24 protein-coding genes are annotated in these 25,077 nt (G+C 66.5%); 16 read left to right on the top strand and 8 right to left on the bottom strand.

Translation table 11 applies throughout. The features are described from left to right. Positions 1–31 precede the first annotated feature (31 nt). From U5760_RS05720 to pyrF, 9 genes are all read left to right on the top strand, one after another. Positions 32–751: a 2-dehydro-3-deoxy-6-phosphogalactonate aldolase gene (locus U5760_RS05720; RefSeq protein ID WP_322010268.1), complete on the top strand. Its 720-nt coding sequence runs from the start codon at positions 32–34 to the stop codon at positions 749–751. Beyond that, positions 748–1,527 (top strand): SDR family oxidoreductase, encoded by a 780-nt coding sequence (locus U5760_RS05715; protein ID WP_322010266.1) that lies wholly within the window; start codon positions 748–750, stop codon positions 1,525–1,527. The genes U5760_RS05720 and U5760_RS05715 overlap by 4 nt, the downstream gene beginning before the upstream one ends. 154 nt (positions 1,528–1,681) lie before the next feature. Then, the gene (locus U5760_RS05710; RefSeq protein WP_322010265.1) at positions 1,682–2,689 is read left to right on the top strand and encodes an arabinose ABC transporter substrate-binding protein; all 1,008 of its coding nucleotides are present in this window, start codon (positions 1,682–1,684) and stop codon (positions 2,687–2,689) included. Positions 2,690–2,847: 158 nt separating this feature from the next. After that, on the top strand, positions 2,848–4,359 hold the full coding sequence (araG, locus tag U5760_RS05705) for an L-arabinose ABC transporter ATP-binding protein AraG (protein ID WP_322010264.1): 1,512 nt from the start codon (positions 2,848–2,850) through the stop codon (positions 4,357–4,359). Positions 4,360–4,382: 23 nt separating this feature from the next. Further along, positions 4,383–5,399, top strand: a complete 1,017-nt coding sequence (araH, locus tag U5760_RS05700) for an L-arabinose ABC transporter permease AraH (RefSeq protein ID WP_322010262.1) — start codon at positions 4,383–4,385, stop codon at positions 5,397–5,399. Positions 5,400–5,418: 19 nt separating this feature from the next. Continuing rightward, entirely contained in the window at positions 5,419–6,219 is an 801-nt protein-coding gene (locus tag U5760_RS05695) for an SDR family NAD(P)-dependent oxidoreductase (RefSeq protein WP_322010260.1), read from the top strand. After that, entirely contained in the window at positions 6,216–7,121 is a 906-nt protein-coding gene (locus tag U5760_RS05690; RefSeq protein ID WP_322010259.1) for an SMP-30/gluconolactonase/LRE family protein, read from the top strand. Before U5760_RS05695 ends, U5760_RS05690 begins: the two co-directional genes overlap by 4 nt. A 310-nt stretch (positions 7,122–7,431) precedes the next feature. Beyond that, positions 7,432–8,559, top strand: coding sequence for an aldose 1-epimerase (locus U5760_RS05685; RefSeq protein WP_322010257.1), 1,128 nt, complete (start codon positions 7,432–7,434; stop codon positions 8,557–8,559). A gap of 162 nt (positions 8,560–8,721) precedes the next feature. Beyond that, positions 8,722–9,537, top strand: a complete 816-nt coding sequence (gene pyrF / locus U5760_RS05680) for an orotidine-5'-phosphate decarboxylase (protein ID WP_322010256.1) — start codon at positions 8,722–8,724, stop codon at positions 9,535–9,537. A 169-nt stretch (positions 9,538–9,706) separates the two neighbouring features. On the opposite strand, the gene U5760_RS05675 is transcribed toward pyrF, so the two are convergent. Genes U5760_RS05675 through thiL form a run of 4 tightly spaced genes read right to left on the bottom strand, consistent with a single transcriptional unit; the run spans position 9,707 to position 12,433 of the window. Beyond that, complete coding sequence (locus tag U5760_RS05675; protein ID WP_322010254.1) at positions 9,707–10,243, bottom strand: cupin domain-containing protein; 537 nt, start codon at positions 10,241–10,243, stop codon at positions 9,707–9,709. Between the two features lie 58 nt (positions 10,244–10,301). After that, positions 10,302–10,802 carry a CinA family protein gene (locus U5760_RS05670; RefSeq protein ID WP_322010252.1) on the bottom strand — a complete coding sequence of 167 codons (501 nt, stop codon included), beginning with the start codon at positions 10,800–10,802 and terminating at the stop codon, positions 10,302–10,304. Between the two features lie 46 nt (positions 10,803–10,848). After that, positions 10,849–11,436, bottom strand: a complete 588-nt coding sequence (locus U5760_RS05665; RefSeq protein WP_322010251.1) for a phosphatidylglycerophosphatase A — start codon at positions 11,434–11,436, stop codon at positions 10,849–10,851. Then, the gene (gene thiL, locus U5760_RS05660; protein WP_322010250.1) at positions 11,426–12,433 is read right to left on the bottom strand and encodes a thiamine-phosphate kinase; all 1,008 of its coding nucleotides are present in this window, start codon (positions 12,431–12,433) and stop codon (positions 11,426–11,428) included. Before thiL ends, U5760_RS05665 begins: the two co-directional genes overlap by 11 nt. A gap of 188 nt (positions 12,434–12,621) precedes the next feature. Here thiL and U5760_RS05655 point away from each other — a divergent pair, with 188 nt between their 5' ends. From U5760_RS05655 to U5760_RS05645, 3 genes are all read left to right on the top strand, one after another. After that, positions 12,622–14,916, top strand: a complete 2,295-nt coding sequence (locus U5760_RS05655; protein WP_322010249.1) for an NADP-dependent malic enzyme — start codon at positions 12,622–12,624, stop codon at positions 14,914–14,916. Between the two features lie 444 nt (positions 14,917–15,360). After that, positions 15,361–15,750 carry a ribonuclease gene (locus U5760_RS05650; RefSeq protein ID WP_322010248.1) on the top strand — a complete coding sequence of 130 codons (390 nt, stop codon included), beginning with the start codon at positions 15,361–15,363 and terminating at the stop codon, positions 15,748–15,750. A gap of 16 nt (positions 15,751–15,766) precedes the next feature. After that, positions 15,767–16,324, top strand: coding sequence for a barstar family protein (locus U5760_RS05645; protein WP_322010247.1), 558 nt, complete (start codon positions 15,767–15,769; stop codon positions 16,322–16,324). A gap of 118 nt (positions 16,325–16,442) precedes the next feature. On the opposite strand, the gene U5760_RS05640 is transcribed toward U5760_RS05645, so the two are convergent. From U5760_RS05640 to speE, 3 genes are all read right to left on the bottom strand, one after another. After that, positions 16,443–17,183 carry a 16S rRNA (uracil(1498)-N(3))-methyltransferase gene (locus U5760_RS05640; RefSeq protein WP_322010246.1) on the bottom strand — a complete coding sequence of 247 codons (741 nt, stop codon included), beginning with the start codon at positions 17,181–17,183 and terminating at the stop codon, positions 16,443–16,445. A 19-nt stretch (positions 17,184–17,202) separates the two neighbouring features. Then, positions 17,203–17,616, bottom strand: coding sequence for a VOC family protein (locus tag U5760_RS05635; protein WP_322010245.1), 414 nt, complete (start codon positions 17,614–17,616; stop codon positions 17,203–17,205). Positions 17,617–17,707: 91 nt separating this feature from the next. Continuing rightward, the gene (gene speE / locus U5760_RS05630; RefSeq protein WP_322010244.1) at positions 17,708–18,571 is read right to left on the bottom strand and encodes a polyamine aminopropyltransferase; all 864 of its coding nucleotides are present in this window, start codon (positions 18,569–18,571) and stop codon (positions 17,708–17,710) included. A 381-nt stretch (positions 18,572–18,952) separates the two neighbouring features. Between speE and tkt the strand changes: the two genes are divergently transcribed. Continuing rightward, positions 18,953–20,953 carry a transketolase gene (gene tkt, locus U5760_RS05625; protein ID WP_322011061.1) on the top strand — a complete coding sequence of 667 codons (2,001 nt, stop codon included), beginning with the start codon at positions 18,953–18,955 and terminating at the stop codon, positions 20,951–20,953. 131 nt (positions 20,954–21,084) lie between these two features. Continuing rightward, positions 21,085–22,095, top strand: a complete 1,011-nt coding sequence (gene gap / locus U5760_RS05620) for a type I glyceraldehyde-3-phosphate dehydrogenase (protein ID WP_322010243.1) — start codon at positions 21,085–21,087, stop codon at positions 22,093–22,095. Between the two features lie 55 nt (positions 22,096–22,150). Here the strand turns inward: gap and U5760_RS05615 are convergent, their stop codons facing one another. Next, on the bottom strand, positions 22,151–22,888 hold the full coding sequence (locus U5760_RS05615; RefSeq protein ID WP_322010240.1) for a FadR/GntR family transcriptional regulator: 738 nt from the start codon (positions 22,886–22,888) through the stop codon (positions 22,151–22,153). Positions 22,889–23,102: 214 nt separating this feature from the next. On the opposite strand from U5760_RS05615, the gene U5760_RS05610 reads away from it, so the two are divergent. Then, on the top strand, positions 23,103–24,449 hold the full coding sequence (locus tag U5760_RS05610) for a C4-dicarboxylate transporter DctA (RefSeq protein ID WP_322010238.1): 1,347 nt from the start codon (positions 23,103–23,105) through the stop codon (positions 24,447–24,449). 25 nt (positions 24,450–24,474) lie between these two features. Then, positions 24,475–25,026, top strand: coding sequence for an ureidoglycolate lyase (locus tag U5760_RS05605; RefSeq protein WP_322010236.1), 552 nt, complete (start codon positions 24,475–24,477; stop codon positions 25,024–25,026). Positions 25,027–25,077 lie beyond the last annotated feature (51 nt).

Below are 25,077 nucleotides of genomic sequence, written 5' to 3'. Positions count from 1 at the left end.
TGAGCCGAGCAACCGAATCCCGGAACACGATATGGAACCCGAACTGAATCTGCCCGCTCCCTACACGCCGCACCCGGGGTTCGTAGCTGCGTTCGCCGCTTGCCGGATGGTCGCCATCGTGCGCGGCATCACGCCCGCCGAAGCCGCCGATCACGGCCGCGCGCTCTATGAAGCGGGCTTTCGCCTGATCGAGGTGCCGCTGAATTCGCCGGATCCGCTCGACAGCATCGCGGCGTTGCGCGCGGCGCTGCCCGCCGATGCGATGGTGGGCGCCGGCACCGTCCTCTCCACGGCGCGCGTGCGCGACGTGAAGTGCGCGGGCGGCGAACTGATCGTGATGCCGCACGCCGATACCGACGTGATCCTCGCCGCGAAGCTGCAAGGCATGGCGTGCGTGCCGGGCGTCGCCACGCCGACGGAAGCCTTCGCCGCGCTCACGCACGGCGCCGACGCGCTGAAGATGTTCCCGGCCGAACAACTGGGGCCGGCTGTGACGAAGGCATGGCGCGCGGTGATTCCGGCTGTAGTGCCGCTCCTGCCGGTGGGCGGCGTGACGCCCGGGAACATGGGGCCGCAGCTTGCTGCGGGCGCGAGCGGGTTCGGGCTCGGCTCGGCCCTCTACAAGCCGGGGCAGGACGTGGCCGCCACGCGGGCGAACGCACAGGCTTTCGTGGCCGGCTGGCGCGCGACGCAAGAGGCGTTGGTGAATGCAAAGAACGCGCCGGCCGCGGGAGCGGGAGCGAAGGCATGAACCGTCTGGCGGGCAAGGTCGCACTCGTGACCGGCGCCGGCCGCGGCATCGGTGCGGCGATCGCGCGTGCGTTCGCGGCCGAAGGCGCGGCGGTGGTGCTCGCGGAACTCGACGGCGAAACGGCGCAGGGAACGGCCCGCGAAATCGCCGCGCAGCATGAGGCAGCGAAGCTGCTGGCGGTGCAGACCGACGTGACCCAGGCGGCTTCGGTGCGCGCCGCCGTGGACGAGGCCGCGCGCGCTTTCGGCCCGGTGGACGTGCTCGTGAACAACGCCGGCATCAACGTGTTCGCCGACCCGCTCACGATGACCGACGACGACTGGCGCCGCTGCTTCGCCGTCGATCTGGACGGCGTGTGGAACGGCTGCCGCGCGGTGCTGCCGGGCATGGTCGAGCGCGGCGCGGGCAGCATCGTGAACATCGCGTCCACGCACGCGTTCCAGATCATTCCGGGCTGCTTTCCCTACCCGGTCGCCAAGCATGGCGTGCTGGGCCTCACGCGCGCGCTCGGCATCGAATACGCGCCGAAGAACGTGCGGGTGAACGCCATCGCGCCGGGCTACATCGAAACGCAGCTCACGCGCGACTGGTGGGATTCGCAGCAGGACCCGAAAGCCGCGCGCGCAGAGACGCTGGCGCTTTCGCCGATGAAGCGCATCGGCCGCCCGGATGAGGTGGCGATGACAGCGGTGTTCCTCGCCTCGGACGAGGCGCCGTTCATCAATGCGAGCTGCATCACGATTGACGGTGGGCGCACGGCGCTCTACCACGACTGAAGAAGCATGCTCAGACGAGCAGGAATCCGAAGCAATAGCCAGGTAAAAAGCAGGAAAAGCAGGAATCCGCCGGAGCGCTGGCCGCGCGCATCGACGGGGAGAAGAAGAGGCGGCCTACCCTTCCAGTGAATGAAGAAGACAGGAGACTGACACCATGCAACGACGCATCTTTCTGACGCTGATGGCTGCCGCGGTTGCCACGAGCGCCTCGCTCGTCCAGGCGCCCATCGCGCAGGCCGCCGACCAGGTCAAGATCGGCTTTCTCGTGAAGCAACCCGAGGAACCGTGGTTCCAGGACGAGTGGAAGTTCGCCGAAATGGCGGCCAAGCAGGACGGCTTCACGCTCGTGAAGATCGGCGCGCCCTCGGGCGAGAAGGTGATGAGCGCAATCGACAACCTCGCTGCGCAGAAGGCCCAGGGCTTCATCATCTGCACGCCCGACGTCAAGCTCGGACCGGGCATCGTCGCCAAGGCCAAGGCCGACGGCCTCAAGATGATGACGGTGGACGACCGTCTCGTCGACGGCGCGGGCAAGCCGATCGAGTCGGTACCGCACATGGGCATCTCGGCGTACAACATCGGCAAGCAGGTCGGTGACGGCATCGCCGCCGAAATCAAGAAGCGCGGCTGGGACATGAAGGACGTGGGCGCCATCGACGTGACCTACGAACAGCTGCCGACGGCGCATGACCGCACGAGCGGCGCGACCGACGCGCTCGTGGCCGCCGGCTTCCCGAAGGCGAACGTGATCGAAGCGCCGCAGGCGAAGACCGACACGGAAAACGCCTTCAACGCCGCCAACATCGCGCTCACGAAGAACCCGCAATTCAAGCACTGGGTCGCCTACGGCCTGAACGACGAAGCCGTGCTGGGCGCCGTGCGCGCAGCGGAAGGCCGCGGCTTCAAGGCCGACAACATGATCGGCATCGGCATCGGCGGTTCGGATTCGGCGCTCAACGAGTTCAAGAAGCCGCAGCCCACGGGCTTCTACGGCACCGTGATCATCAGCCCGAAGCGCCACGGCGAGGAAACCTCGAACCTGATGTACGCGTGGATCACGCAGGGCAAGGAGCCGCCGCTCCTCACGCTGACGACGGGCATGCTGGCCACGCGCGACAACGTGAACCAGGTGCGCGAGCAGATGGGTCTCGCGGCGAAGTAAGCGTTCGAACCTGATTCGAACCGGGCCCGGACCGACGTTTGCGCGTGACCGGGTCGAGTGTTTCCTGCCGCCCGCTGCCGGTGTCGTAGGTGAGGCGCACCGGCAGCGCGGCGAGGCAGAACGGGTGGTTGGGCTGTATCGATCGAGAGGAAACCGAAGTGTCAGCGACACTGCGTTTTGACAATATCGGCAAGGTGTTTCCGGGCGTGCGCGCGCTGGACGGCGTGGCGTTCGACGTGCACGCGGGCCAGGTGCACGGCCTGATGGGCGAAAACGGCGCCGGCAAGTCCACCCTGCTCAAGATCCTGGGCGGCGAGTACCAGCCGGACTCGGGCCGCATCCTCGTGGACGGCAACGAAGTGCGGTTTGCCGATGCCGCCGCGTCGATCGGCGCGGGCATTGCCGTGATCCACCAGGAACTGCAGTACGTGCCGGACCTGACCGTGGCCGAAAACCTGCTGCTCGGCGCGCTGCCGAATACGCTCGGCTGGGTCAAGCGCAGCGAGGCGCGCCGCTTCGTGCGCGAGCGGCTCGCAGCGATGGGCGTGGACCTCGATCCCGCCGCGAAGCTGCGCAAGCTCTCCATCGCGCAGCGCCAGATGGTGGAAATCTGCAAGGCGCTCTTGCGCAATGCGCGCGTGATCGCGCTCGACGAGCCCACCAGCTCGCTCTCGCACCGCGAGACCGAAGTGCTCTTCAAGCTCGTGCGCGAACTGCGTGCCGACAACCGCGCGCTCATCTACATCTCGCACCGCATGGACGAGATCTACGAGCTGTGCGACGCCTGCACGATCTTCCGCGACGGCCGCAAGGTGGCCTCGCACGAAACGCTCGACGGCGTGAAGCGCGAAACCATCGTCGCCGAAATGGTGGGGCGCGAGATCAGCGACATCTACAACTACACGCCGCGCGAACTGGGCGACGTGCGCTTCGCGGTGCGCGGCGTGACAGGCCATCCGCTTACCGAACCCGCGAACTTCGAGGTGAAGGCGGGCGAGATCGTCGGCTTCTTCGGCCTCGTGGGCGCCGGGCGCAGCGAGCTCATGCAGCTCGTGTACGGCACGCACAAGCGCGGCGCCGGCGAGATCGTGCTCGACGGCAAGACGGTCAAGGTGAAGAGCGCGGGCGACGCGATCCGCCACGGCATCGTGCTGTGTCCCGAGGACCGCAAGGAACAGGGCATCGTCGCGATTGCTTCGGTTTCGGAGAACATCAACATCAGCTGCCGCCGGCACTTCCTGCGTGCGGGCATGTTCCTCGACCGCAAGAAGGAAGCCGAAACGGCGGACCGCTTCATCAAGCTGCTGAAGATCAAGACGCCGAGCCGCCGCCAGAAGATCCGCTTCCTGTCGGGCGGCAACCAGCAGAAGGCGATTCTTTCGCGCTGGCTCGCGGAGCCGGACCTGAAAGTCGTGATTCTGGACGAGCCCACGCGCGGTATCGACGTGGGGGCGAAGCACGAAATCTATAACGTGATCTACCAGCTCGCGGCACGCGGCTGCGCGATCGTGATGGTGTCATCGGAGTTGCCTGAGGTGCTTGGCGTGTCGGATCGCATCGTCGTGATGCGCGAAGGCCGTATTTCGGGCGAGTTGCCGCGCAGCGCGGCGAGCGAACACGCGGTGCTGGATCTCGCGCTGCCCAAGCGCGCGCCGGCGTTGGCCGCATGAGTGGACGGGGAGGAGTGACTGAAATGCAAGCGAGAGAAAACCTGGCGGCCGAGGCTGCCAAAACCGTCGCCGACGCGCTGATCCCGCAGACGAGCGACAAGCAGAAGTGGTGGCAGCAGATCACCGAGTACAGCCTGATCGTGATCTTCGTGGTCATGTTCATCGTGATGTCGCTGACCGTCGATCACTTCTTTTCGATCGAGAACATGCTGGGCCTCGCGCTCTCGGTCTCGCAGATCGGCATGGTGGCCTGCACGATGATGTTCTGTCTTGCCTCGCGCGACTTCGACCTCTCCGTGGGCTCCACGGTGGCGTTCGCGGGCGTGCTGTGCGCGATGGTGCTCAACGCGACCAACAGCACTTTCATCGCGATCGTCGCCGCCGTGGCGGCGGGCGCCGCGATCGGCTTCGTGAACGGCGCCGTGATCGCGTATCTGCGCATCAACGCGCTGATCACCACGCTCGCCACCATGGAAATCGTGCGCGGCCTCGGCTTCATCGTCTCGCACGGCCAGGCGGTGGGGGTTTCGTCGGATGCGTTCATCGCGCTCGGCACGATGGCGTTCTTCGGCGTTTCGCTGCCCATCTGGGTCACGCTCCTGTGCTTCATCGTGTTCGGCGTGATGCTCAATCACACCGTGTATGGGCGCAATACGCTCGCCATCGGCGGCAATCCGGAAGCTTCGCGCCTGGCGGGTATCAACGTCGAGCGCACGCGCGTCTGGATTTTCCTGATCCAGGGCGCCGTTACCGCGCTCGCCGGCGTGATCCTCGCCTCGCGCATCACCTCGGGCCAGCCGAATGCGGCCGAAGGCTTCGAGCTGAACGTGATTTCGGCCTGCGTGCTGGGCGGCGTGTCGCTGCTGGGCGGGCGCGCGACGATCTCGGGCGTGGTGATCGGCGTGCTCATCATGGGCACGGTCGAAAACGTGATGAACCTGCTCAACATCGATGCGTTCTACCAGTACCTCGTGCGCGGCGCGATCCTGCTCGCGGCGGTGCTGCTCGACCAGTTGAAGAACCGCGGCGCACGCGACTAACTATCAAGGAATCCGAACGATGTCGTCTCCCGCCAATGCCGTCGCGCGCCACGCGCACGAGCCTTACGCGCGCTATCCGAGCCTCGTCGATCGCGTCGTCCTCGTGACGGGCGGCGCGACCGGCATCGGCGCCGCTTTCGTCGAGCACTTCGCCGCGCAGGGCGCGCGCGTGGGCTTTCTCGACATCGACACGAGCGCGGGCGCAGCGCTTGCGGATTCGCTCGGCGACTCGCGGCACAAGCCGCTTTTCGTCACCTGCGACCTCACCGATATCGGCGCGCTGCGCGCGGCGATTGTCGACGTGAAAGCGGCGTTCGGCCCCATCGAAGTGCTGCTGAACAATGCGGCGAACGACCGCCGCCATGCGCTCGCGGACGTCACGCCCGAGTCGTTCGACGAAGGCATCGCCGTGAACGTGCGGCATCAGTTGTTCGCCACGCAGGCCGTGGCAGAGGACATGAAGGCCGCGCGCGCAGGCTCGATCATCAACATGGGGTCGATCAGCTGGATGCTGAAGAACAGCGACTATCCCGTGTACGTGATGAGCAAGTCGGCGGTGCAGGGCCTCACGCGCGGTCTCGCGAAAGAACTCGGGCCCTACGGCATACGCGTGAACACGCTCGCCCCCGGCTGGGCGATGACCGACAAGCAGCGGCGCCTGTGGCTCACCGACGCGGGCCGCGAGGCCATCAAGCGCGGCCAGTGCATCGACGCCGAACTGCTGCCCGACGATCTCGCGCGCATGGCGCTTTTCCTCGCCGCCGACGACAGCCGCATGATCACCTCGCAGGACATCGTCGTGGATGGAGGCTGGGCATGAGCGCAAACGCAGCCGCCACGGCGGCCCTGGTGGTGGATGCCCGCAATCTGCTGGGCGAAGGCGCGACCTGGTGCGCGCGCAGCGGCCGTCTTTACTGGACCGATATCGAAGGCGCGAGCCTGTCACGCTACGACCCGCGCGACGGTTCGCATGTGACGTGGGAGATGCCGGAGCGGCTGGGCTGCTTCTCTCTGTGCGAGGACGAGAGCACGTTGCTGCTGGGGCTCGCCTCGCGGCTGGCGTTCTTCGATCTGCAAACGGGCGATCTGCAACCGATCGTCGCAATCGAGCCGGACCTGAATACACGCGTGAACGACGGCCGCTGCGACCGCCAGGGGCGCTTCGTGTTCGGCACGAAGGACGAAGCGGCGCCGGTGCAGCCGATCGGCGGCTTTTACCGCCTCAACCGCGATTTGACGCTGGAGCGCCTGCCGCTCCCGGCGCCGGCCATTTCGAACAGCATCGCGTTCAGCCCGGACGGCGCGACGATGTACTACTGCGATTCCCCCACGCGCCAAATCCGTGCATGCGATTACGGCGCCGATGGGACGATTGCAAACGATCGGGTGTTCGTCGCGCTTGCGGACGAAACCGGCGTGCCGGACGGCTCGACCGTCGATGCCGATGGCGGTCTGTGGAACGCGCAATGGGGCGGCGAGCGCGTGGTGCGCTACGACGCGGATGGCAGGGAAACCGCGCGTGTAAAGATTCCCACAGCGCAGCCAAGCTGCGTTACGCTCGGCGGTGCGTTGCTGGACACGCTTTATGTCACGAGCGCGCGCGTGGATCTCACGGCCGAGGCGCTCGCTCGCGACCTGCATGCCGGCGGCGTGTACGCCGCGCCGGCGGGCCGCACGGGCGTTGCCGAGCCGCTCTTCCAGGGCAGCTGGCGGCGAGTGTGAATGGGGCGATGCGCCTTTGTGGTGCATCGTCGGCGCCTCGTCGCGTGCGGCTTCGCGCATGACGCGCTTTGCCGGTTAAGGAATGGACGTTGCAGTCCGGCAACAGTTGCAGCAGATGGCGGGTTTGCAGTCGGCCTCGCCAGTACGAGCAAAAAGAAGAGCGTAAGAAGACGGTAAAAAGAGCACTAGAAGGGCACAAGAAGGGTGAACACAAGAAGCGGCCGCCCGCGCCATGAAATCGCGCATCGGCAGACCGCCCGTGAGCCGCCTTTACCGGCGGCGAGAATCCATGCCTCTCGAGGAGCATCCTATGAGCGTCCCGAATTCCGCCTTGCGTCAATCTCTCCGTTCTACCGGCGCGCCGGCCGCTGCGCGCCGCGCGCGGCTGGAAGCCGCCACCCACCCTGTCATCCCCGGTCCCAGCACGTCGGCCGTTGCCATTGGCGCGGCCGGAACCGGCGAAGTGGACTGCGTAACGCTCGCGAATGCGTACCTGAGGCTCGATGTCGCCCCGCAACTCGGTGCGGGCATCACGCGCTTCGACTGGCGCAGCGAAGGGGCGCTCGAGCCCGTGTTCCGCCGCTGCGAGCACGTGAGTGCACGCATGGATCCGAACGAACTCGCGTGTTATCCGCTGCTGCCGTGGTCGAATCGCATTGCGGCCGGGCGCTTTCACTTCGGCGGTCGCGATATCGAAGTGCCCTGCAATCGCGCCGGCGAACCGCTGCCGATTCACGGCGACGGCTGGCTCGTGCCCTGGCAGGTGGAAGAAGCCGACCACGAGCGCGTGCGGCTCGTGCTCGATCACAGCCGCGGCGAGCCCTATGCCTATCGCGCGGCAATCACCTATGCGCTCGATGGCGCGACGCTCGCCATGAAGCTCGAAGTCGAGAACACGGGGCGGGACGCGCTGCCGTTCGGGCTGGGCGTGCATCCGTTCCTCGCGCGCGACGCGAGCACCGAGCTTTCGGCGCCGGCGAGCGGCCTGTGGCTTTCGGGCGAGGACTGGCTGCCCGTGCGGCACGTGCCGGCGCCGCCCGCGTGGCAATTCGGCGTGGCGTACCCGCTGCCCGAAACCCTCGTGAATCATGCCTTCAGCGGCTGGAGCGGACGGGCGGCCGTGGTGTGGGAGCGCCGGCGGCTGTCGCTGTCGATCTGCGCGAACACGGACTACTACGTGCTCTACACGCCGCCGGGCCAGGACTTTTTCTGCTTCGAGCCCGTCGATCATCCGATCAACGCGGTGAATCTCTCGGGCGGCGGCGGCGCGCACGGCATGACCGTGCTTGCGCGCGGCGAGCGGCTCGTGCGCGAGTTCAGCTTCACCGTCGAGCGCATGGACATGCGGGCGTCGGCCGGTGCGCACCGCAAGGCCACGCGCGGCCGGGGGCGGGCGGCTGGCGCGCGCGACGGCAAGGGCGCGCGCTTGCGCGCGTAAGCGCGTTGAGAGCCTCGGGCGGGCGCGCCGGAGCGCGCGCCTGAATGCATCTGAGGATCGCGGCGGCCGCGCGCCGTTCCGGCGACGGCGCGCGGGCCGGTTGCGCAAGCCGGGTAAAATACGCGCCGTTTTCTCCTCAACGGCTCGCCGCGAGCATCCACCATGACCTCTTTCTCCCAAAGCCTCGACGCCGCCTGGCAGCGTACCGGCTCGCTGCTGTGCGTCGGCCTCGATCCCGAGCCCACGAAATTCCCGGCCGCACTGGCCGGCCGCAGCGACGCGATTTTCGAGTTCTGCCGCGATATCGTGGATGCCACGGCGCCTTACGCCTGCTCGTTCAAGCCGCAGATTGCGTACTTCGCCGCGCATCGCGCCGAAGACCAGCTCGAAGCGCTGATTGCCCACGTTCACGCAAAGCATCCTGGCCTGCCGGTCATTCTCGACGCCAAGCGCGGCGACATCGGCAGCACTGCCGAGCAGTACGCGCGCGAAGCCTTCGAGCGCTTCAAGGCAGATGCGGTGACGGTCAATCCCTATATGGGATTCGATTCGATCGAGCCGTGGCTCGCGCACCAGGGCCGGGGCGTGATCGTGCTTTGCCGCACGTCGAATCCCGGCGGGTCCGATCTGCAGTTCCTCACTACCGACGGCCGGCCGCTCTATCAGGTCGTGGCCGATCTCGCCGCGAACAAGTGGAACGCCAGCGGCGATCTGGGTCTCGTTGTGGGTGCAACGTTCCCGCGGGAGATCGAGGTCGTGCGCGGCATCGTGGGCGACATGCCGCTCCTGATTCCGGGCATCGGCGCGCAGGGCGGCGATGTCGAGGCGACCGTGCGCGCGGGCCGCACGGCTAACGGTACGGGCATGCTCATCAATTCCTCGCGCGCCATCATCTATGCAAGCAAGGGTGAGGACTACGCGCAGGCGGCTGCCACGGCGGCCAAAGAGACGCGCGACAGGATCAACGCATATCGCTGATCCGCGAGGCGTATCGCTTTCGGTTGGCTTCCCGGTCGCGGCCGTTTCGGAGGCTGCATGGATGAACGGGATAGTGAACGGGATAGGGCGGCGTGTCTTCGCGGCGTCAGTTCAGGGCACGCCGTTTTTTATGCGCGGTTTTTGGCCTGGTCGGGAAGGGTAGTGCGGCTCAATCCCGCCTCGTTACCGTTGCGGGCTTGCCAAGCAGCTCGACGATCGAACGATGCAGCGGAAACTGCGCGGCCAGCTTTTCCACCTCCGCGATTTCGAACTCGCTGAATTCGAACCCCGGCGCCACCGTGCAACCCACCAGCGCCCACGTGGACGGATCGCAGCAGCGCGCCGCGAACCAGTGTCCTGCCGGCACCACGGCCTGGAATACCGTGCCGGGATGATCGAGCGCGTGGCCGAGCTTGCGCGTGGAGAGCACGCCGCGCTCGTCGATCGAATGGATCTCGATGGGCGAGCCTGCGTAGAAATGCCAGAGCTCGTCGGAGCGGATGCGGTGCCAGGCCGAATAGGCGCCGTCCGAAAGCAGGAAATAGATCGCCGTCGAGGCGGCGCGCGTTCCCTCTGTAGCCGGTGTGCCTTCGCGCAGCACGAATTTGTCCGCGCGATAGGTTTCGCTGTAGTACCCGCCCTCGGGATGCGGTTCGAGCCCGAAGCGGCGGATCAGCTCTTCGACGGCGGGGTTCGTGTTAGTCATGGCAACGGCCTCCCTCCAGTAATGTGTGCGGGCGCCGCCCGGTGTGCCGCGTCCGGGTTCAGCGTTCCTGTTCTTCGATCAGCGCGAGCAGCCCGCGCAGCGCGTGGGTTGCCGCCTGGACGCGGATCTGTTCGCGATCGCCCTTGAACACGAGCGTCTCGACACTCGTGTGCAGCCGGTTGCTCCAGCCGAAGCACACCATGCCCACCGGCTTTTCGGGCGTGCCGCCGCCCGGTCCGGCCACGCCTGTGATCGAGAGCGAAACCTGTGCCCGGCTGTTGGCGAGCGCGCCCTCGGCCATCGCGCGCGCGACCGGCTCGCTGACGGCCCCGTGCTTGTCGATCAGCTCGGGCGGCACGCCGATCATTTCGCTTTTCGCCTGGTTCGAGTAGGTGACGAAGCCCCGTTCGAACCAGCCGCTGCTGCCCGAGATATCGGTGATCGCCGTGGCGACCATGCCGCCCGTGCAGGACTCGGCGGTGGCGAGCATCAGGCGGGCGTCGCGCAGCTTGTTGCCGGCGCGGATGGCGAGTTGGTGGACGACGGAATCGGTAGGCATTGCAGGCAATCCAGTAAGCGTGGAGCGGGGCGGCAAAAGCGTCCCGTCAAACCGACATGCGCCAGAGCGCAATCACGAGCAGCGTGAAGAACGCGGCCACGAGGTCGTCGAGCATGATGCCGAAGCCGCCCTTGAAGCGGCGTTCGAGATAGCGGATGGGCGGCGGCTTCACCATGTCGAAGAAACGGAAGACGATGAACGACCACAGCTTGCCCGTGAAATCGACGGGCGTGACCATCAGCAGCACGAGCCAGAACGCGACGATCTCGTCCCACACGATGGACGAGGGATCGTCGGCGCGCAGTTTTTTTGCCGTGTAGTCCGTGATGTAGATGCCGGCGAAGTAGCCCACGACGATCAGGAGACCCCAGTCGAGCACCGTGAAGTAGCGGTTCAGCACCTCGAACGAAGCCCACGCGAACAAAGTCCCGGCCGTGCCGGGCGCAAGGCGCGAAAGCCCCGCGCCGAAGCCGAGCGAAAGAATGTGGAACGGGTGCGTGAGCATGAACGGCGCGTCCGCCCGGCGTGGGCCCTTGGGGCGGGCCGGGTCCGGTGCCGATATCTCGGCGGCGGCAGGCGGCTGCGCCGCCGCAGACAGATCGTCGGCGGGCGTCGGCGTGGGTTCAGTCTGCATGAAAGTGGTCGAAGCCTTGCAACGTCAGGTTGAGCGGCGCGCCAGTGCCGTCGTGCCACGCGAGGGCCGTTGCCGCGCGCGATACATCGGCCGGGTCGAGGGAAGTTATTGTACCGATGCGCGTTACGCCCACACCGGCCTGTTGCGCGGCCGCCTCCACGGCGTCGCGCGCGGCAGGCGGCGCCGTGAAGCACAGTTCGTAATCGTCGCCGCCCGCCAGCGTGTACTGCCGCTGCACGCCGGGCGACAGACGCGCGAGCGCCGCGGAGCGCGGGACCGCATCGACGTCCACGCGCGCGCTCACGTTCGAGCGCTCGAGGATGTGGGCGAGGTCGCCGGCCAGACCATCGGAGATGTCGAGCGCCGCGCGCGCCACGCCGCGCAGCGCGAGACCGAGCGCGACGCGCGGCTCGGGCCGCTCGAGCGCCGCGCGGAACGCGGCCGCATCGGCGGCGTTCACGCCGGCCATCGCGGGTTCGCCGCGCAGCACGCCGAGCCCCGCGCGCGCGTCGCCGAGCGTGCCGGACACCCAGATGTCGTCGCCGGGCTGGGCCGCGTCGCGGCGCAGTGCGACATCCTGACGCACCGAGCCGAGCACCGTCAGGCACAGGTTGAGCGGCCCCGCGGTCGTATCGCCGCCCATCAGTTCGCAGTCGTAGCGGTCGGCCAGCTCGAAGAGCCCGGCGCTGAAGGCGGCGAGCCAGTCTTCCCGCGGCGTCGGCAAGGCGAATGCAAGGGTGAAGCCGAGCGGCGCGGCGCCCATGGCGGCGAGGTCCGAGAGGTTCACGGCGAGCGCCTTGTGGCCGAGCGCGTGGGGATCGACGTCGGGCAGGAAATGGCGGCCTTCCACGAGCATGTCGGTGGAGATCGCCAGCATCTCGCCGGCCGGCGGCGCGATGAGCGCGCAGTCGTCGCCGATGCCGAGCGCGGCGCGCCGCGTGTTCGTGCGGGCGCGCTGCGCGAAATATCGATCGATCAGGGAAAACTCGGAAAGCATGTCGAAAGAGTGAGGAAGTGAGGAAGCCGGCCTCGGCGCGAATCGCAGCGGTACAGCGACAAAGCGGCGCAGCGGCGGCACCGTTTCAGTCGCGGCACCTGCGCCCGAACTGTAAGGAATCGTGCCCGGGAATGGCGCTACAATGCTTTGGAGCACCCATTCTAATCTGCACTTCACACTTCCCTCTCATGTCGAATCCCGCCACGAACAAACTCCGCGAAGCCGCTCTCGACTATCACGAGTTCCCCACCCCCGGGAAGATCGCTATCGCGCCGACGAAGCAGATGATCAACCAGCGCGATCTCTCGCTCGCCTATTCGCCGGGTGTGGCGTTCGCGTGCGAGGCGATTGTCGAGAATCCGCTCAATGCCGCGCGTTTCACGGCGCGCAGCAACCTGGTGGGCGTGGTCTCGAACGGCACCGCGGTGCTGGGCCTCGGCAACATCGGCCCGCTCGCCTCGAAGCCGGTGATGGAAGGCAAGGCGGTGCTCTTCAAGAAGTTCGCGGGCATCGACGTGTTCGACATCGAGCTCAACGAGTCGGACCCGCACAAGCTCGTCGACGTGATCGCCGCGCTCGAACCCACCTTCGGCGGCATCAATCTGGAAGACATCAAGGCGCCCGAGTGCTTCATCGTCGAACGCGAAGCCCGCAAGCGCATGAAGATTCCGGTCTTCCACGACGATCAGCACGGCACGGCCATCGTGGTGGCGGCGGCGTTCACGAACGGCCTGAAGGTCGTGGGCAAGGACATCAAGGAGGTGAAGCTCGTCGCTTCGGGCGCGGGTGCGGCGGCGCTGGCCTGTCTCGACCTGCTCGTGGACCTGGGCCTGCCGCTCGAAAACATCACCGTCACGGATCTGGCCGGCGTGGTGTACAAGGGCCGCACCGAACTGATGGATCCGGACAAGGAGCGTTTCGCGCGCGAGACCAACGCGCGCACGCTCGCCGAAGTGATCGAAGGCGCGGATATTTTCCTCGGCCTCTCCGCCGGCGGCGTGCTCAAGCCCGAAATGGTCAAGCAGATGGCCGCGAAGCCGCTCATCCTCGCGCTCGCCAATCCCACGCCGGAAATCCTCCCCGAACTCGCCCTGGAAGTTCGCCCGGACGCGGTGCTGGCCACCGGCCGCACGGATTACCCGAACCAGGTGAACAACGTGCTGTGCTTCCCGTTCATCTTCCGCGGCGCGCTCGACGTGGGGGCGACCACCATCACGCGCGAGATGGAAATCGCGGCCGTGAACGCGATTGCGGGACTGGCGCGCCAGGAGCAGAGCGACGTGGTGGCGACCGCCTACGGTATCCACGACCTGCAGTTCGGCGCCGACTACCTGATTCCGAAGCCTTTCGACCCGCGCCTGATCGTCAAGATCGCGCCGGCCGTGGCGCAGGCGGCCATGGATTCGGGCGTGGCCACGCGTCCGATCGAAGACATGGAGGCCTACGTTCAGCACCTCCAGCAGTTCGTCTATCACAGCGGCACGACGATGAAGCCGATCTTCCAGATCGCGCGCGCCGTCGAACCGGAGAAGAAGCGCATCGTCTTCGCCGAGGGCGAGGAAGAGCGCATCCTGCGCGCGGTGCAGATCGTCGTCGACGAAAAGCTCGCGAAGCCGATCCTGATCGGCCGTCCGGCCGTGATCGAGCAGCGCATTGCGCGCTACGGCCTGCGTCTGGTGGCGGGACAGGACTATTCGGTCGTCAACACCGACCACGACGAGCGTTATCGCGACTTCTGGCAGAGCTATGCGAAGCTGATGGCGCGCAAGGGCATCACGCACCAGATGGCGAAGCTCGAAATGCGCCGCCGCACCACGCTGATCGGCGCGATGCTGGTGGAGCGGGGCGAAGCCGACGGCATGATCTGCGGCACGATCAGCACGACGCACCGCCACCTGCACTTCATCGACCAGATCATCGGCAAGCGGGAAGGCTGCAGCGTGTATGCCGCGATGAACGGGCTGGTGCTGCCGAACCGCCAGATCTTCATCGTCGACACGCACGTCAATATCGACCCGACGCCCGAGCAACTGGCCGAGATCACGATCATGGCGGCGGAGGAAGTGCGCCGTTTCGGCATCGAGCCGAAGGTCGCGCTGTGCTCGCACTCGAACTTCGGTTCGAGCCTCGCGCCTTCCGCACAGAAGATGCGCGACCTGCTGGACATCCTCAAGGAGCGTGCGCCGGACCTGCAGGTGGACGGCGAAATGCACGGCGACGTCGCGCTCGACGCGAATCTGCGCCGCGAGATCCTGCCGGAATCGACGCTCGAGGGCGATGCCAACCTGCTCATCATGCCGAACATCGACGCGGCGAACATTTCGTACAACCTGCTGAAGACGGCCGCGGGCAACAACATCGCCATCGGCCCGATCCTGCTGGGCGCAGCCAAGCCGGTGCACGTGCTGACGGCTTCGGCGACGGTGCGCCGTATCGTCAACATGACGGCGCTGCTGGTGACGGATGTGAACGCGGAGCGTTAAGCGCTGGCTGGCCGGCGGTCCGGCGGCGGGGTTGCATGTCGCCGGACACGCCTGAGGTGCCTGGAAGAACCCGGCAATTCGGCTGCTCCGCAAAAAGAGGCGTGCCCGCAATGGGCACGCCGTTCAAGCCGCCACTTTGAGCAGACCGGTAGGCACCGTCGACCGCCTACGAAGGCAGTCCATGCCGTCCCGTTCCCGCGCTGCATCGCTATTGTAAAAATTACCACTCTGGTCATGGTGCCCCGCCATCGCCCCGGTATCCTGGCCTGGCGAACGTTGCTTCCAGGGGGCTTTAGCGATACCCTTACACCTTTCATGGTCGTCGAACGCAGGAACCAACGAGCGGGAATCGAGTAGATGGCGCGCATGGGGCTGCGTAATCTGGGGCACGATGGGGCGGTTGAGCCCGCCCGCCTAAGTCGTTGTTTTGACAGTATTCGCCGCATGGCGATGGTCGCAACGCTCACCGCCCTGGCAACGTTTGCCACGCTAGGGAGCGACGGCGTACAGGCGCGAAGCACGCCCAGCGACTACGCCGCAGCCGGCATCGGCACGATAGCCGTTGGCCAGTTGCCGCCGGAAGCGGTCAACACGCTCAGCCTCATCGGCGCGGGCGGACCTTACCCGTACGAGAAGGACGGCGTGGTGTTCGGCAACTTCGAGCGGATCCTGCCGCCGCACCGGCGCGGCTACTACCACGAGTACACGGTGCCCACGCCCCGCGCACGCAACCGCGGCGCGAAACGCATCGTGTGCGGCGGTCCGCTGCGGCAGACGAACAACTGCTACTACTCCGACGACCACTACGCCAGTTTTAAGCGAATTGTTGAATGACACCGGGAAGAGCGACATGAGCGATAACATCTACGCGCACGACCCGCGGGTCGCGAGCGATCTGTTCGCGTCCGGGGACGGCAACCTGTTCCAGCGCGTCATGCAGATGAAGCATGACGAGCAGCCTGAAACCGCGCGCGGCGAGGGCGGCGCGCAACTCTCAGACGAGGGAGGCATGAGCCTGTTCTCGACCGTCCGGCCGAACATCGTCCAGTCGATCCGTGCGTTCCGCGTGCAGGATCTCCACGACGAGGCGCAGCGCCTCCAGCAGCATTTCCTCTATGCGTATTGCGCGGCGGCGCAGACGCGGCAGGAGGTGCTCGAAACCATCTCCACGTCGTTTCTGTTTCCGAAGCATTTCGGCAAGAACTACGACGGCCTGTACGACTGCCTCACCGACCTGGTGCAGAAAGCCGGCGAGCAACCCGGCTTCGTGGTCGTGCTGGACGGTCTGCCGATCGCGCAGAAGTTCGACAAGGACGGCCGCGAGACACTGCTGGACGTGTTCCGCGAAGCCTCCGAATACTGGGCCGAGCGCAAGGTGCCGTTCCGCGTTTTTTATTCGTTCGCCTGACGCTTGTCGTCAGCAGTCCGTTGGAATGCACCGCGCGGTTCGCGCTTATTCGTGGCTATTCGTAGCATTCGCGCGACAGATTCCTGAGAGGCCCGCCCATCGGCGGGCCTTGTCATTTTTACCAGCCGCCCCAGCGCGCCGCGAGCGCCGCGAGCACGGCGATGCCGGCCGTTTCGGTGCGCAGCACGCGCGGCCCGAGCCCGACGGCGACGAAGCCGTGGTCCAGCGCCGCGGCTTCTTCCGGCGAGGAAAACCCACCTTCCGGTCCCACCAGCACCGTGATCTCGCCGCCCGGCGGGTCGCCCGGCAAGGACGAGAACGAGACGTTCGCGCGCGGCGAGAGCAGCACGCGCAACTCGCCTTGCGCCGGCGTTTTCGGCATCGAGCCGAGCCAGGTGCCGATCTCCCTTGTGGCGGCGACCTCTGGCATGCGGTTGCGGCCGCACTGTTCGCACGAGGCCTGGACGATGCGCTGCCAATGCGCCTGGCGGCGAACGGCACGTTCGCCCGAAAGGCGCACGACGCTGCGCGACGTGGTGAGCGGCACGAAATTCGTCGCGCCCAGTTCGACGGCTTTCTCGATCAGCCAGTCCATCTTGTCGCTGCCGGCAATGCCCTGGGCCAGTGTTAGCCGGTAGGGCGGCTCGTTTTCGATATCGAGGAACGTGTCGATGCGCACTTTCGTGTCGCGACGTTCCATGTCGAGGATTTCCGCGCTGTATTCGCCGCCCGTGCCGTTGAAGAGCACGATCAGGTCGCCGGGTTGCAGGCGCAGCACCTGAACGTGGCGGGTGACCTCGTCCGGCAGGGTGACGACGTCGCCGGACTGTAGCGGAGTACCGACGAAAAAACGGGGCATAAGACTGGTTCTCATTGAATCATGACAGGTGGCGAGCCAGCGCCCAGCGGTAACCGTCGAGGTCTTCGACCTGTGCGAAACGGTCTCCCCAGAACTGGTCTTGCGGCTCGCTCAGCGATTTGGCGCCGGCTTCGAGAGCCCGCGCATAAACCGCGTCGACATCGTCGACATAAAGGTAAAAGGATTGTGGAGCAACCGTTCCCGCGCTTTTCGGCGTAAGCGCCGTCGAGCCGAACGCGCCCTCGGGCGCGAACATCACGATCAACTGGTCGTGACAGGTCATCTCGACGTGCATCACGGCGCCGTCGTCTTCCACGCAGTCGCGCACGGCAAAACCGAAAGCCGCTTCGTAAAACGCCATGGCGGTGCGCGCGTCGTGCACCGTCAGATACGGAGTGAGCCACGGCACGCCGGCGGGGCGGGGTGGGGTCATCGGTTTTCTCCAGGTGTTCGGTGTTGGGCTTCGGAAGAGAGGGTGGCCGCCGCCAGCGTGGCGAACTGGCCATTGTGCCGCGTCGCCTCGCCTAAGGATCCAGGACCGGACCTAATTTATCGCGAACCGCGAGCGGCAGGGCGAAGAGCGCCGCGTGCAGATCGGCGTCGTAAAGCCGTAAGCCTTCGATGCCGCGCGTGGCCATGCGCGCGCGCAGCGTGGCGGCGTCCATTGCCGCCGGGTCCAGCCGGTCGCTCGCGACCGCCATGAGCCAAAGCGAACCGTAAAGCGGGACGTAGGCGGCGAGCGGCCGCACGAAAGCGAACGATGTGCGCAGGCTCTCCAGCAACGCAGCGACGCGCGCCGCGTGGTGCCAGGGTGAGCCGAGGTGCAGCGAAACGAGTGCATCGTCCGTCATCGCGTGCTTGAGCCGGTCGTAGAACGCCGGCGTGTACAGTCCGGCAGCCGGCGAATCGGGCGGGGTCAGATCGAACACGACGAGATCGAAGCGCTCCGTCGTGCGCGCCACGAAGGCCGCGGCGTCGCCGATCACCAATTCCACGCGAGGGTCGTCGAAAGCGCCGCCGCGCACTTCGGGCAGATAGTCGCCCGTCAGCCGCACGACCTCGGGGTCCAGTTCGGCCACGACGATGCGCTCGATCCCCGGATGGCGCAGCAGTTGCCGCGCTGCGCCGCCGTCACCGCCGCCCAGCACGAGCGCGGCGCGCGGCGACGGGTGCGTGAGCGCGGCCGGTTGCGTCATGCACTCGTGATAGACGAACTCGTCGCCTGCGGAAGTCATCGGCCGGCCGTCCAGCGCGAAGAGGCAGCCCAGTTGCGGCGTATCCCAGACCTCGATGCGCTGCCACGCCGAATCGACGCTCGCGAGGCGGCGCGCGCCGGGGAAGCCGTACACGGCATCGGCGGCGGGGCGGAAGAGGAGCGGGACGTTCACGGGAAGGCGAGGACCGGGCGGCGCGTGGGCTGGGGGGAAATCGGGCAATCGCCGCATTATACGAGGCGGCAAGGCGGTAACAACGCGGCAAAGACCGGCGCCCCGGGGTCCGGCGGCCCCCGCATACCGCTCCGGGAGCCAGGGATAATCCCCACGATCTGCTAGAATATTGCGCTTTGCAGCCCCTTCCGTTTGCTCTGGCCGTACCGCGTCTCCTGGCGCCGCACCGTGCGCCGGAGCAGCCGTTTTGCCGAGCCTCCGGATTCTCCGCGCTGCTGTGTGCGCCCCGCCGTTTGACGGGCCTCCACGCCGCTTTTTGCACTCGTTCCCGGACTCGACATGACGACCCCGTCCTCCGCCTCCCCCGCAACCACCTCGTTGATGGCCAACGCGATCCGCGCGCTGTCCATGGACGCCGTTCAGCAAGCGAACTCCGGCCACCCCGGCATGCCGATGGGCATGGCCGAGATCGCCGTCGCCCTGTGGTCGCGGCATCTGCGCCACAATCCGACGAATCCGCACTGGAACGACCGCGACCGCTTCGTGCTGTCGAACGGCCATGGCTCGATGCTGCTGTACTCGCTCCTGCACCTGACCGGCTACGATCTCTCGATCGAAGAGCTGAAGAACTTCCGTCAGCTGCATTCGAAGACGCCGGGCCACCCGGAATACGGCATCACGCCGGGCGTCGAGACCACCACGGGCCCGCTCGGCCAGGGGCTCGCGAACGCCGTCGGCATGGCGCTCGCCGAAGCGCTGCTCGCGGCCGAGTTCAACAAGGCCGACGCGAAGATCGTCGATCACCACACCTACGTGTTCCTCGGCGACGGCTGCCTGATGGAAGGTATCTCGCACGAAGCCTGCTCGCTCGCCGGCACGCTCAAGCTGAACAAGCTGATCGCGCTCTACGACGACAACGGCATCTCGATCGACGGCGACGTGGTGAACTGGTTCCACGACAACACGCCGGAGCGCTTCGAAGCCTACGGCTGGAACGTGATCCCGCACGTGGACGGCCACGATGTGGACGCCGTCGATGCGGCCATCCAGAAGGCGAAGGCTTCGGACAAGCCCACGCTGATCTGCTGCAAGACCGTGATCGGCAAGGGCGCGCCCACCAAGCAGGGCACCCACGACGTGCACGGCGCGGCGCTCGGCGGTGAAGAAATCGCCAAGTGGCGCGCGGCGGCCGGCTGGAAGTGGGAGCCGTTCGTCGTGCCGCAGGAAGTCTATGCGGACTGGGACGCGAAGGCCGCGGGCGCAAAGGTCGAAGGCGCGTGGAACGAAGTGTTCGCGCAGTACCAGTCGAAGTACCCGCAGGAAGCCGCCGAGTTCGAGCGCCGCATGGCCGACAAGCTGCCGGCCGACTGGGCGCAAAAGGCTGCGGAAATCGTCGCCGGCGCCGATGCGCGCAAGGAAACCGTGGCGACCCGCAAGGCTTCGCAGCAGACCATCGAAGGGCTCGCGGCGGTGCTGCCCGAGCTGCTCGGCGGCTCGGCCGACCTGACCGGCTCGAACCTCACGAACTGGAAAGCCTCGAAGCCGGTGCGCGCACCCAAGGCAGGCGAGACCGGCATCCAGTGGGGCAACCACATCAACTATGGCGTGCGCGAGTTCGGCATGAGCGCGGCCATCAACGGCATCGTGCTGCACGGCGGCTATCGCCCGTTCGGCGGCACCTTCCTCACGTTCTCGGACTACAGCCGCAATGCGCTGCGCGTCGCCGCGCTGATGAAGTGCCCGTCGATTTTCGTGTTCACGCACGATTCGATCGGCCTCGGTGAAGACGGCCCGACGCACCAGTCGATCGAACAGGTCCCGAGCCTGCGCCTGATCCCCAACATGACGCTCTGGCGTCCGGCCGACACCGTCGAAACCGCGGTGGCCTGGACCGAAGCGATCACGCATCAAGGTCCGTCGAGCCTTGTGTTCAGCCGCCAGAACCTGGCCTTCAACGAGCGCACCGATGCCCAGATCGCGAACATCGCCAAGGGCGGCTACGTCCTCAAGGACTGGAACGACGACATCCCGAGCCGCAAGGTCATCCTGATCGCCACGGGTTCGGAAGTCGAGCTGGCGATGAAGGCCGTCGAGCCGCTGCAGCGCGAAGGCATCGGCGCCCGCGTGGTATCCATGCCCTCGACCAACGTGTTCGACCGTCAGGACGCCGAATACCGCGAACGCGTGCTGCCGAGGGGCGTGCGCCGCGTGGCGATCGAAGCGGCGCAGACCGACTTCTGGCGCAAGTACGTGGGCCTCGAAGGCGGCGTAGTGGGTATTGACACGTTCGGCGAGTCGGCCCCGGCCGGCGTGCTGTTCAAGCACTTCGGCTTCACGGTCGAGCACGTGGTCGCCACGGCGAAGGCCGCGCTCGACAACTAAGGCAGGCTTTGCGGGCCCGCCGCAGCGGCACCGATGCGCGGGCCCATGCCGCTTGCGCTCACCCGCTGCCCCGGCGGGAACGATGCAGGCGGCACCGGTATCAGAATTTTTCAGCCATCAGGAGATAAACCATGACCATTCGCGTCGCAATCAACGGCTACGGCCGTATCGGCCGCAACACGCTGCGCGCGTTCTACGAGAACGGCAAGAAGCACGACATCCAGATCGTCGCGATCAACGACCTGGGTGACGCGAAGACCAACGCGCATCTGACGCAATACGACACGGCGCACGGCAAGTTCCCGGGCGAAGTCTCGGTGGACGGCGACTACCTCGTCGTGAACGGCGACAAGATCCGCGTGCTGGCCAACCGCAACCCGGCCGAACTGCCGTGGGGCGAGCTGGGCGTCGACGTCGTGCTGGAGTGCACGGGCTTTTTCACGACCAAGGAAAAGGCGAGCGCGCACATCAAGGGCGGCGCGAAGAAGGTCATCATCTCGGCGCCGGGCGGCAAGGACGTCGACGCGACGATCGTCTACGGCGTGAACCACAACGTGCTGAAGGCATCGGACACGGTCATCTCGAACGCATCGTGCACGACCAACTGCCTCGCACCGCTCGTCAAGCCGCTCAACGACAAGATCGGTCTGGAAACGGGTCTCATGACCACGATCCACGCGTACACGAACGACCAGGTGCTGACCGACGTGTACCACGAAGACCTGCGCCGCGCGCGCTCGGCCACGCACAGCCAGATCCCGACCAAGACGGGCGCGGCTTCGGCCGTCGGCCTCGTGCTGCCGGAACTGAACGGCAAGCTGGATGGTTACGCGATTCGCGTGCCGACCATCAACGTCTCGATCGTCGATCTGTCGTTCATCGCCAAACGCGACACGACGGTGGAAGAAGTCAACGCGATCATGAAGGAAGCTTCGGAAGGCGCGCTCAAGGGCATCCTCGGCTACAACGACGCGCCGCTGGTTTCGGTCGACTTCAACCACAACCCGGCTTCGTCGACGTTCGACGCAACGCTCACGAAGGTCTCGGGCCGTCTCGTTAAGGTGTCGAGCTGGTACGACAACGAGTGGGGTTTCTCGAACCGCATGCTGGACACGGCTGTCGCACTCGCGAACGCGAAGTAAGCACGCGCAGTCCCGAACGGAAAACCGCCCCCGCAGTGCTGCGGGGGCGGTTTTTTTATTCCTGCGCGGCGCGCGCCGGTTCGGCCTGCGGGCGTGGGGTGGCCGCAGGCGGCGTGGGAAAGTACACGCCCGCGCGCTGTGCCGCATTGGCGATATGCCGCTCGATCGCCTCGCCGGCCGCCGCGCAATCGCGCGCCTTCAGCGCCGCGACGATCAGGCCGTGCTCGCGGTGCGTGGAGAGCACGAGTTCGCGCCGGTAGAACGGCATGCGCTGGCTCTCCTTCATGATGTCGGCGCTGCTGCGCAGAATCGATTCGATGGCCGCGTTGCCGGCAATGTTCACGATCCGCATGTGGAAGTCGAAGTCGAGTTGCGCGGCTTCGTCCAGTTCGTCGCAGGCGAGCGCCTCGTGCAGCGTATCGAGATTCTGTTCGAGCCACACGATGTCGCTGTCGCCGATCGCCAGCGCCGCCATGCGCGCGGCGAAGCCTTCGAGCGCATAGCGCATCTGGTAGGTGTCCGGCGGCGAAGACTGGTCGGCGAAACGCCACGGATGCGGGCTCGACGCCTCGGCGCTCGTCACATACACGCCCTTGCCCGCGCGGATCGTTAGCATGCCTAACGCTTCGAGCGTGGAGAGCGCCTCGCGCAGCGACGCGCGGCTGATCGCCAGCTCTTCGGATAGCTGGCGCTGGGCGGGCAGCAGGCTGCCGACCGGATACAGGCCGCCTTCGATCCGTTCGCGGATCGTGGCAACGGCGGCGTCGGTAACGGTGTGCGGAACGTTCTTCATGAGGGCTCGTGGGAGTGGGCAGGCTCCCGTGGTCTGACCGGTATTGTAGTCCGCGGCGGCGGGGCCGCATCAGGCGGCGGATGCGACGGGTTGAGGAATGCGGGTAAACCGGTAATTTGACTTTCTTGACGACGGTATATCGGCTTCCTACTATCGACCATAACATCACTGGTCAGACCAGTATGAACAGTCAGCCTGCAACCGGGAGAAAGTCGTGTCGAAGTTCTTCAATTCGTTGTTCGGGCGCGTGATGATCGCGCTGGTGGTCGGCATCGCGGTCGGCGCGATATTTCCCCATTTCGGTCAGGCGTTGCGGCCGCTGGGCGACGGCTTTCTGAAGCTCATCAAGATGGTCATCGGACCGATCGTGTTCTGCGTGGTGGTGAGCGGCATGGCCCATGCGGGCGACCTGCGCAAGGTGGGGCGCGTCGGCCTGAAGTCGGTGGTCTATTTCGAGGCGATGACGACCGTTGCGCTCGTGATCGGCGCCGTGCTCGCCTACGCCACGCGCCCGGGCGTGGGCATGAACGTCAACCTGCACTCGCTCGATGCGGCCTCGCTTGCCACCTACACGGAGAACGCGAAGAGCCTCAAGGACACCGCCGGCTTCCTGCTCAAGATCATTCCGGACACGGCCATCGACGCCTTCGCGAAGGGCGACATCCTGCAGATTCTCGTGTTCTCGGTGCTTTTCGGCAGCGCGCTTTCGCTGCTCGGCCCGAAGGCGCAGCGCGTGAATAGCCTCATCGACGAACTCGGCCAGGTGTTTTTCCGCGTGATGGGTTTCATCATCAAGCTCGCGCCGCTCGGCGTGCTCGGCGCGATTGCGTTCACCACGGGCACCTATGGCGTGGCCTCGCTCAAGCAGCTCGGCATGCTGGTGGTGGTGTTCTACGCGAGCTGTATCGTGTTCGTGGCCGTCGTGCTCGGCATCGTGATGCGGCTGGCCGGCTTCAGCGTGTTCAAGCTGATCCGCTATCTGCGCGAGGAGCTCTCGATCGTGCTCGGCACCGCTTCGTCGGATGCCGTGCTGCCCCAGGTCATGCGCAAGCTCGAATGGATGGGCGTGAAGGATTCCACCGTGGGCCTCGTGATTCCGACGGGCTACTCGTTCAACCTCGACGGCTTCTCGATCTACCTGACGCTCGCGGTGATCTTCATCGCGCAGGCCACCAACACGCCGCTGTCGATCCACGACCTCATCGTGGTCGTGCTCGTTTCGCTCGTGACGTCGAAGGGCGCGCACGGCATTCCCGGCTCGGCCATCGTGATTCTCGCGGCGACGCTTTCCGCCATTCCCGCTATTCCGGTGCTGGGCCTCGTGCTGATCCTGCCGGTGGACTGGTTCGTGGGGATTGCCCGCGCGCTGACCAACCTGATCGGCAACTGCGTCGCGACCGTGGTGGTGGGGGTGTGGGAGCACGACATCGACCGGGCCCGCGCGAAACGCGTGCTCGACCTCGAAGAAGGCTTCCGCTTCGTGCCTGAGGTGCCGGCGGCCGATGCCGATGCCGGGGCCGACGGCTTCGTGGCCGGCGGCAATCCTGCGCACGCACACTGATCCCCAGTCGATAAAGGAGGCGGCGATGAAGATCCTGCGTATCGAGCCGCTCACGCGCGCGGCCTTCGCACCGTTCGGCGACGTGATCGAGACGGCCGGCGCGCGGCACTATCCGATCAACGGCGGCACGACCGAGCGCTACCACGACCTTGCTACGATCGACGTGGGCGAGTCGGGCGGCCGGCCCATCGTGAACGTGTTCCGCGCCCAGCCGCGCGCGTGGCCGGTGGAGATCGCCATGATGGAGCGCCATCCGCTGGGCAGCCAGGCGTTCGTGCCGCTTGCCGGCGCGCGCTACGCCGTGGTGGTGGCGCCCGCGGGCGAATTCGATCCGGCGCGCCTGCGGGCGTTCTGGGCCGAAGCGGGGCAGGGCGTGAACTACGCGCGCGGGGTCTGGCACCATCCGCTGCTCGCCTTTGGCGGCGTGAGCGATTTTCTCGTGGTCGACCGTGGCGGCGCCGGGCACAACTGCGACGAGATCACCCTCGCCGAGCCCTGCCGGCTCGAGCCCGCGGGGGAGGCCGTCACAGTGGCCGAAGCGGCAGTCCAAACACTGGCCGAAGCGCCGCGCAGCTAGCCTGCGCGGTTTTCCATAGCAAAACGCCACGGCATGGCCGTGGCGTTTGCG

It is taken from the genome of Paraburkholderia sp. J12 (genome assembly GCF_905220215.1).
Classification (GTDB): domain Bacteria; phylum Pseudomonadota; class Gammaproteobacteria; order Burkholderiales; family Burkholderiaceae; genus Paraburkholderia.
The sequence above is the reverse complement of the archived record's forward strand: the minus strand, read 5'-3'. Positions and strand labels throughout refer to the sequence as shown.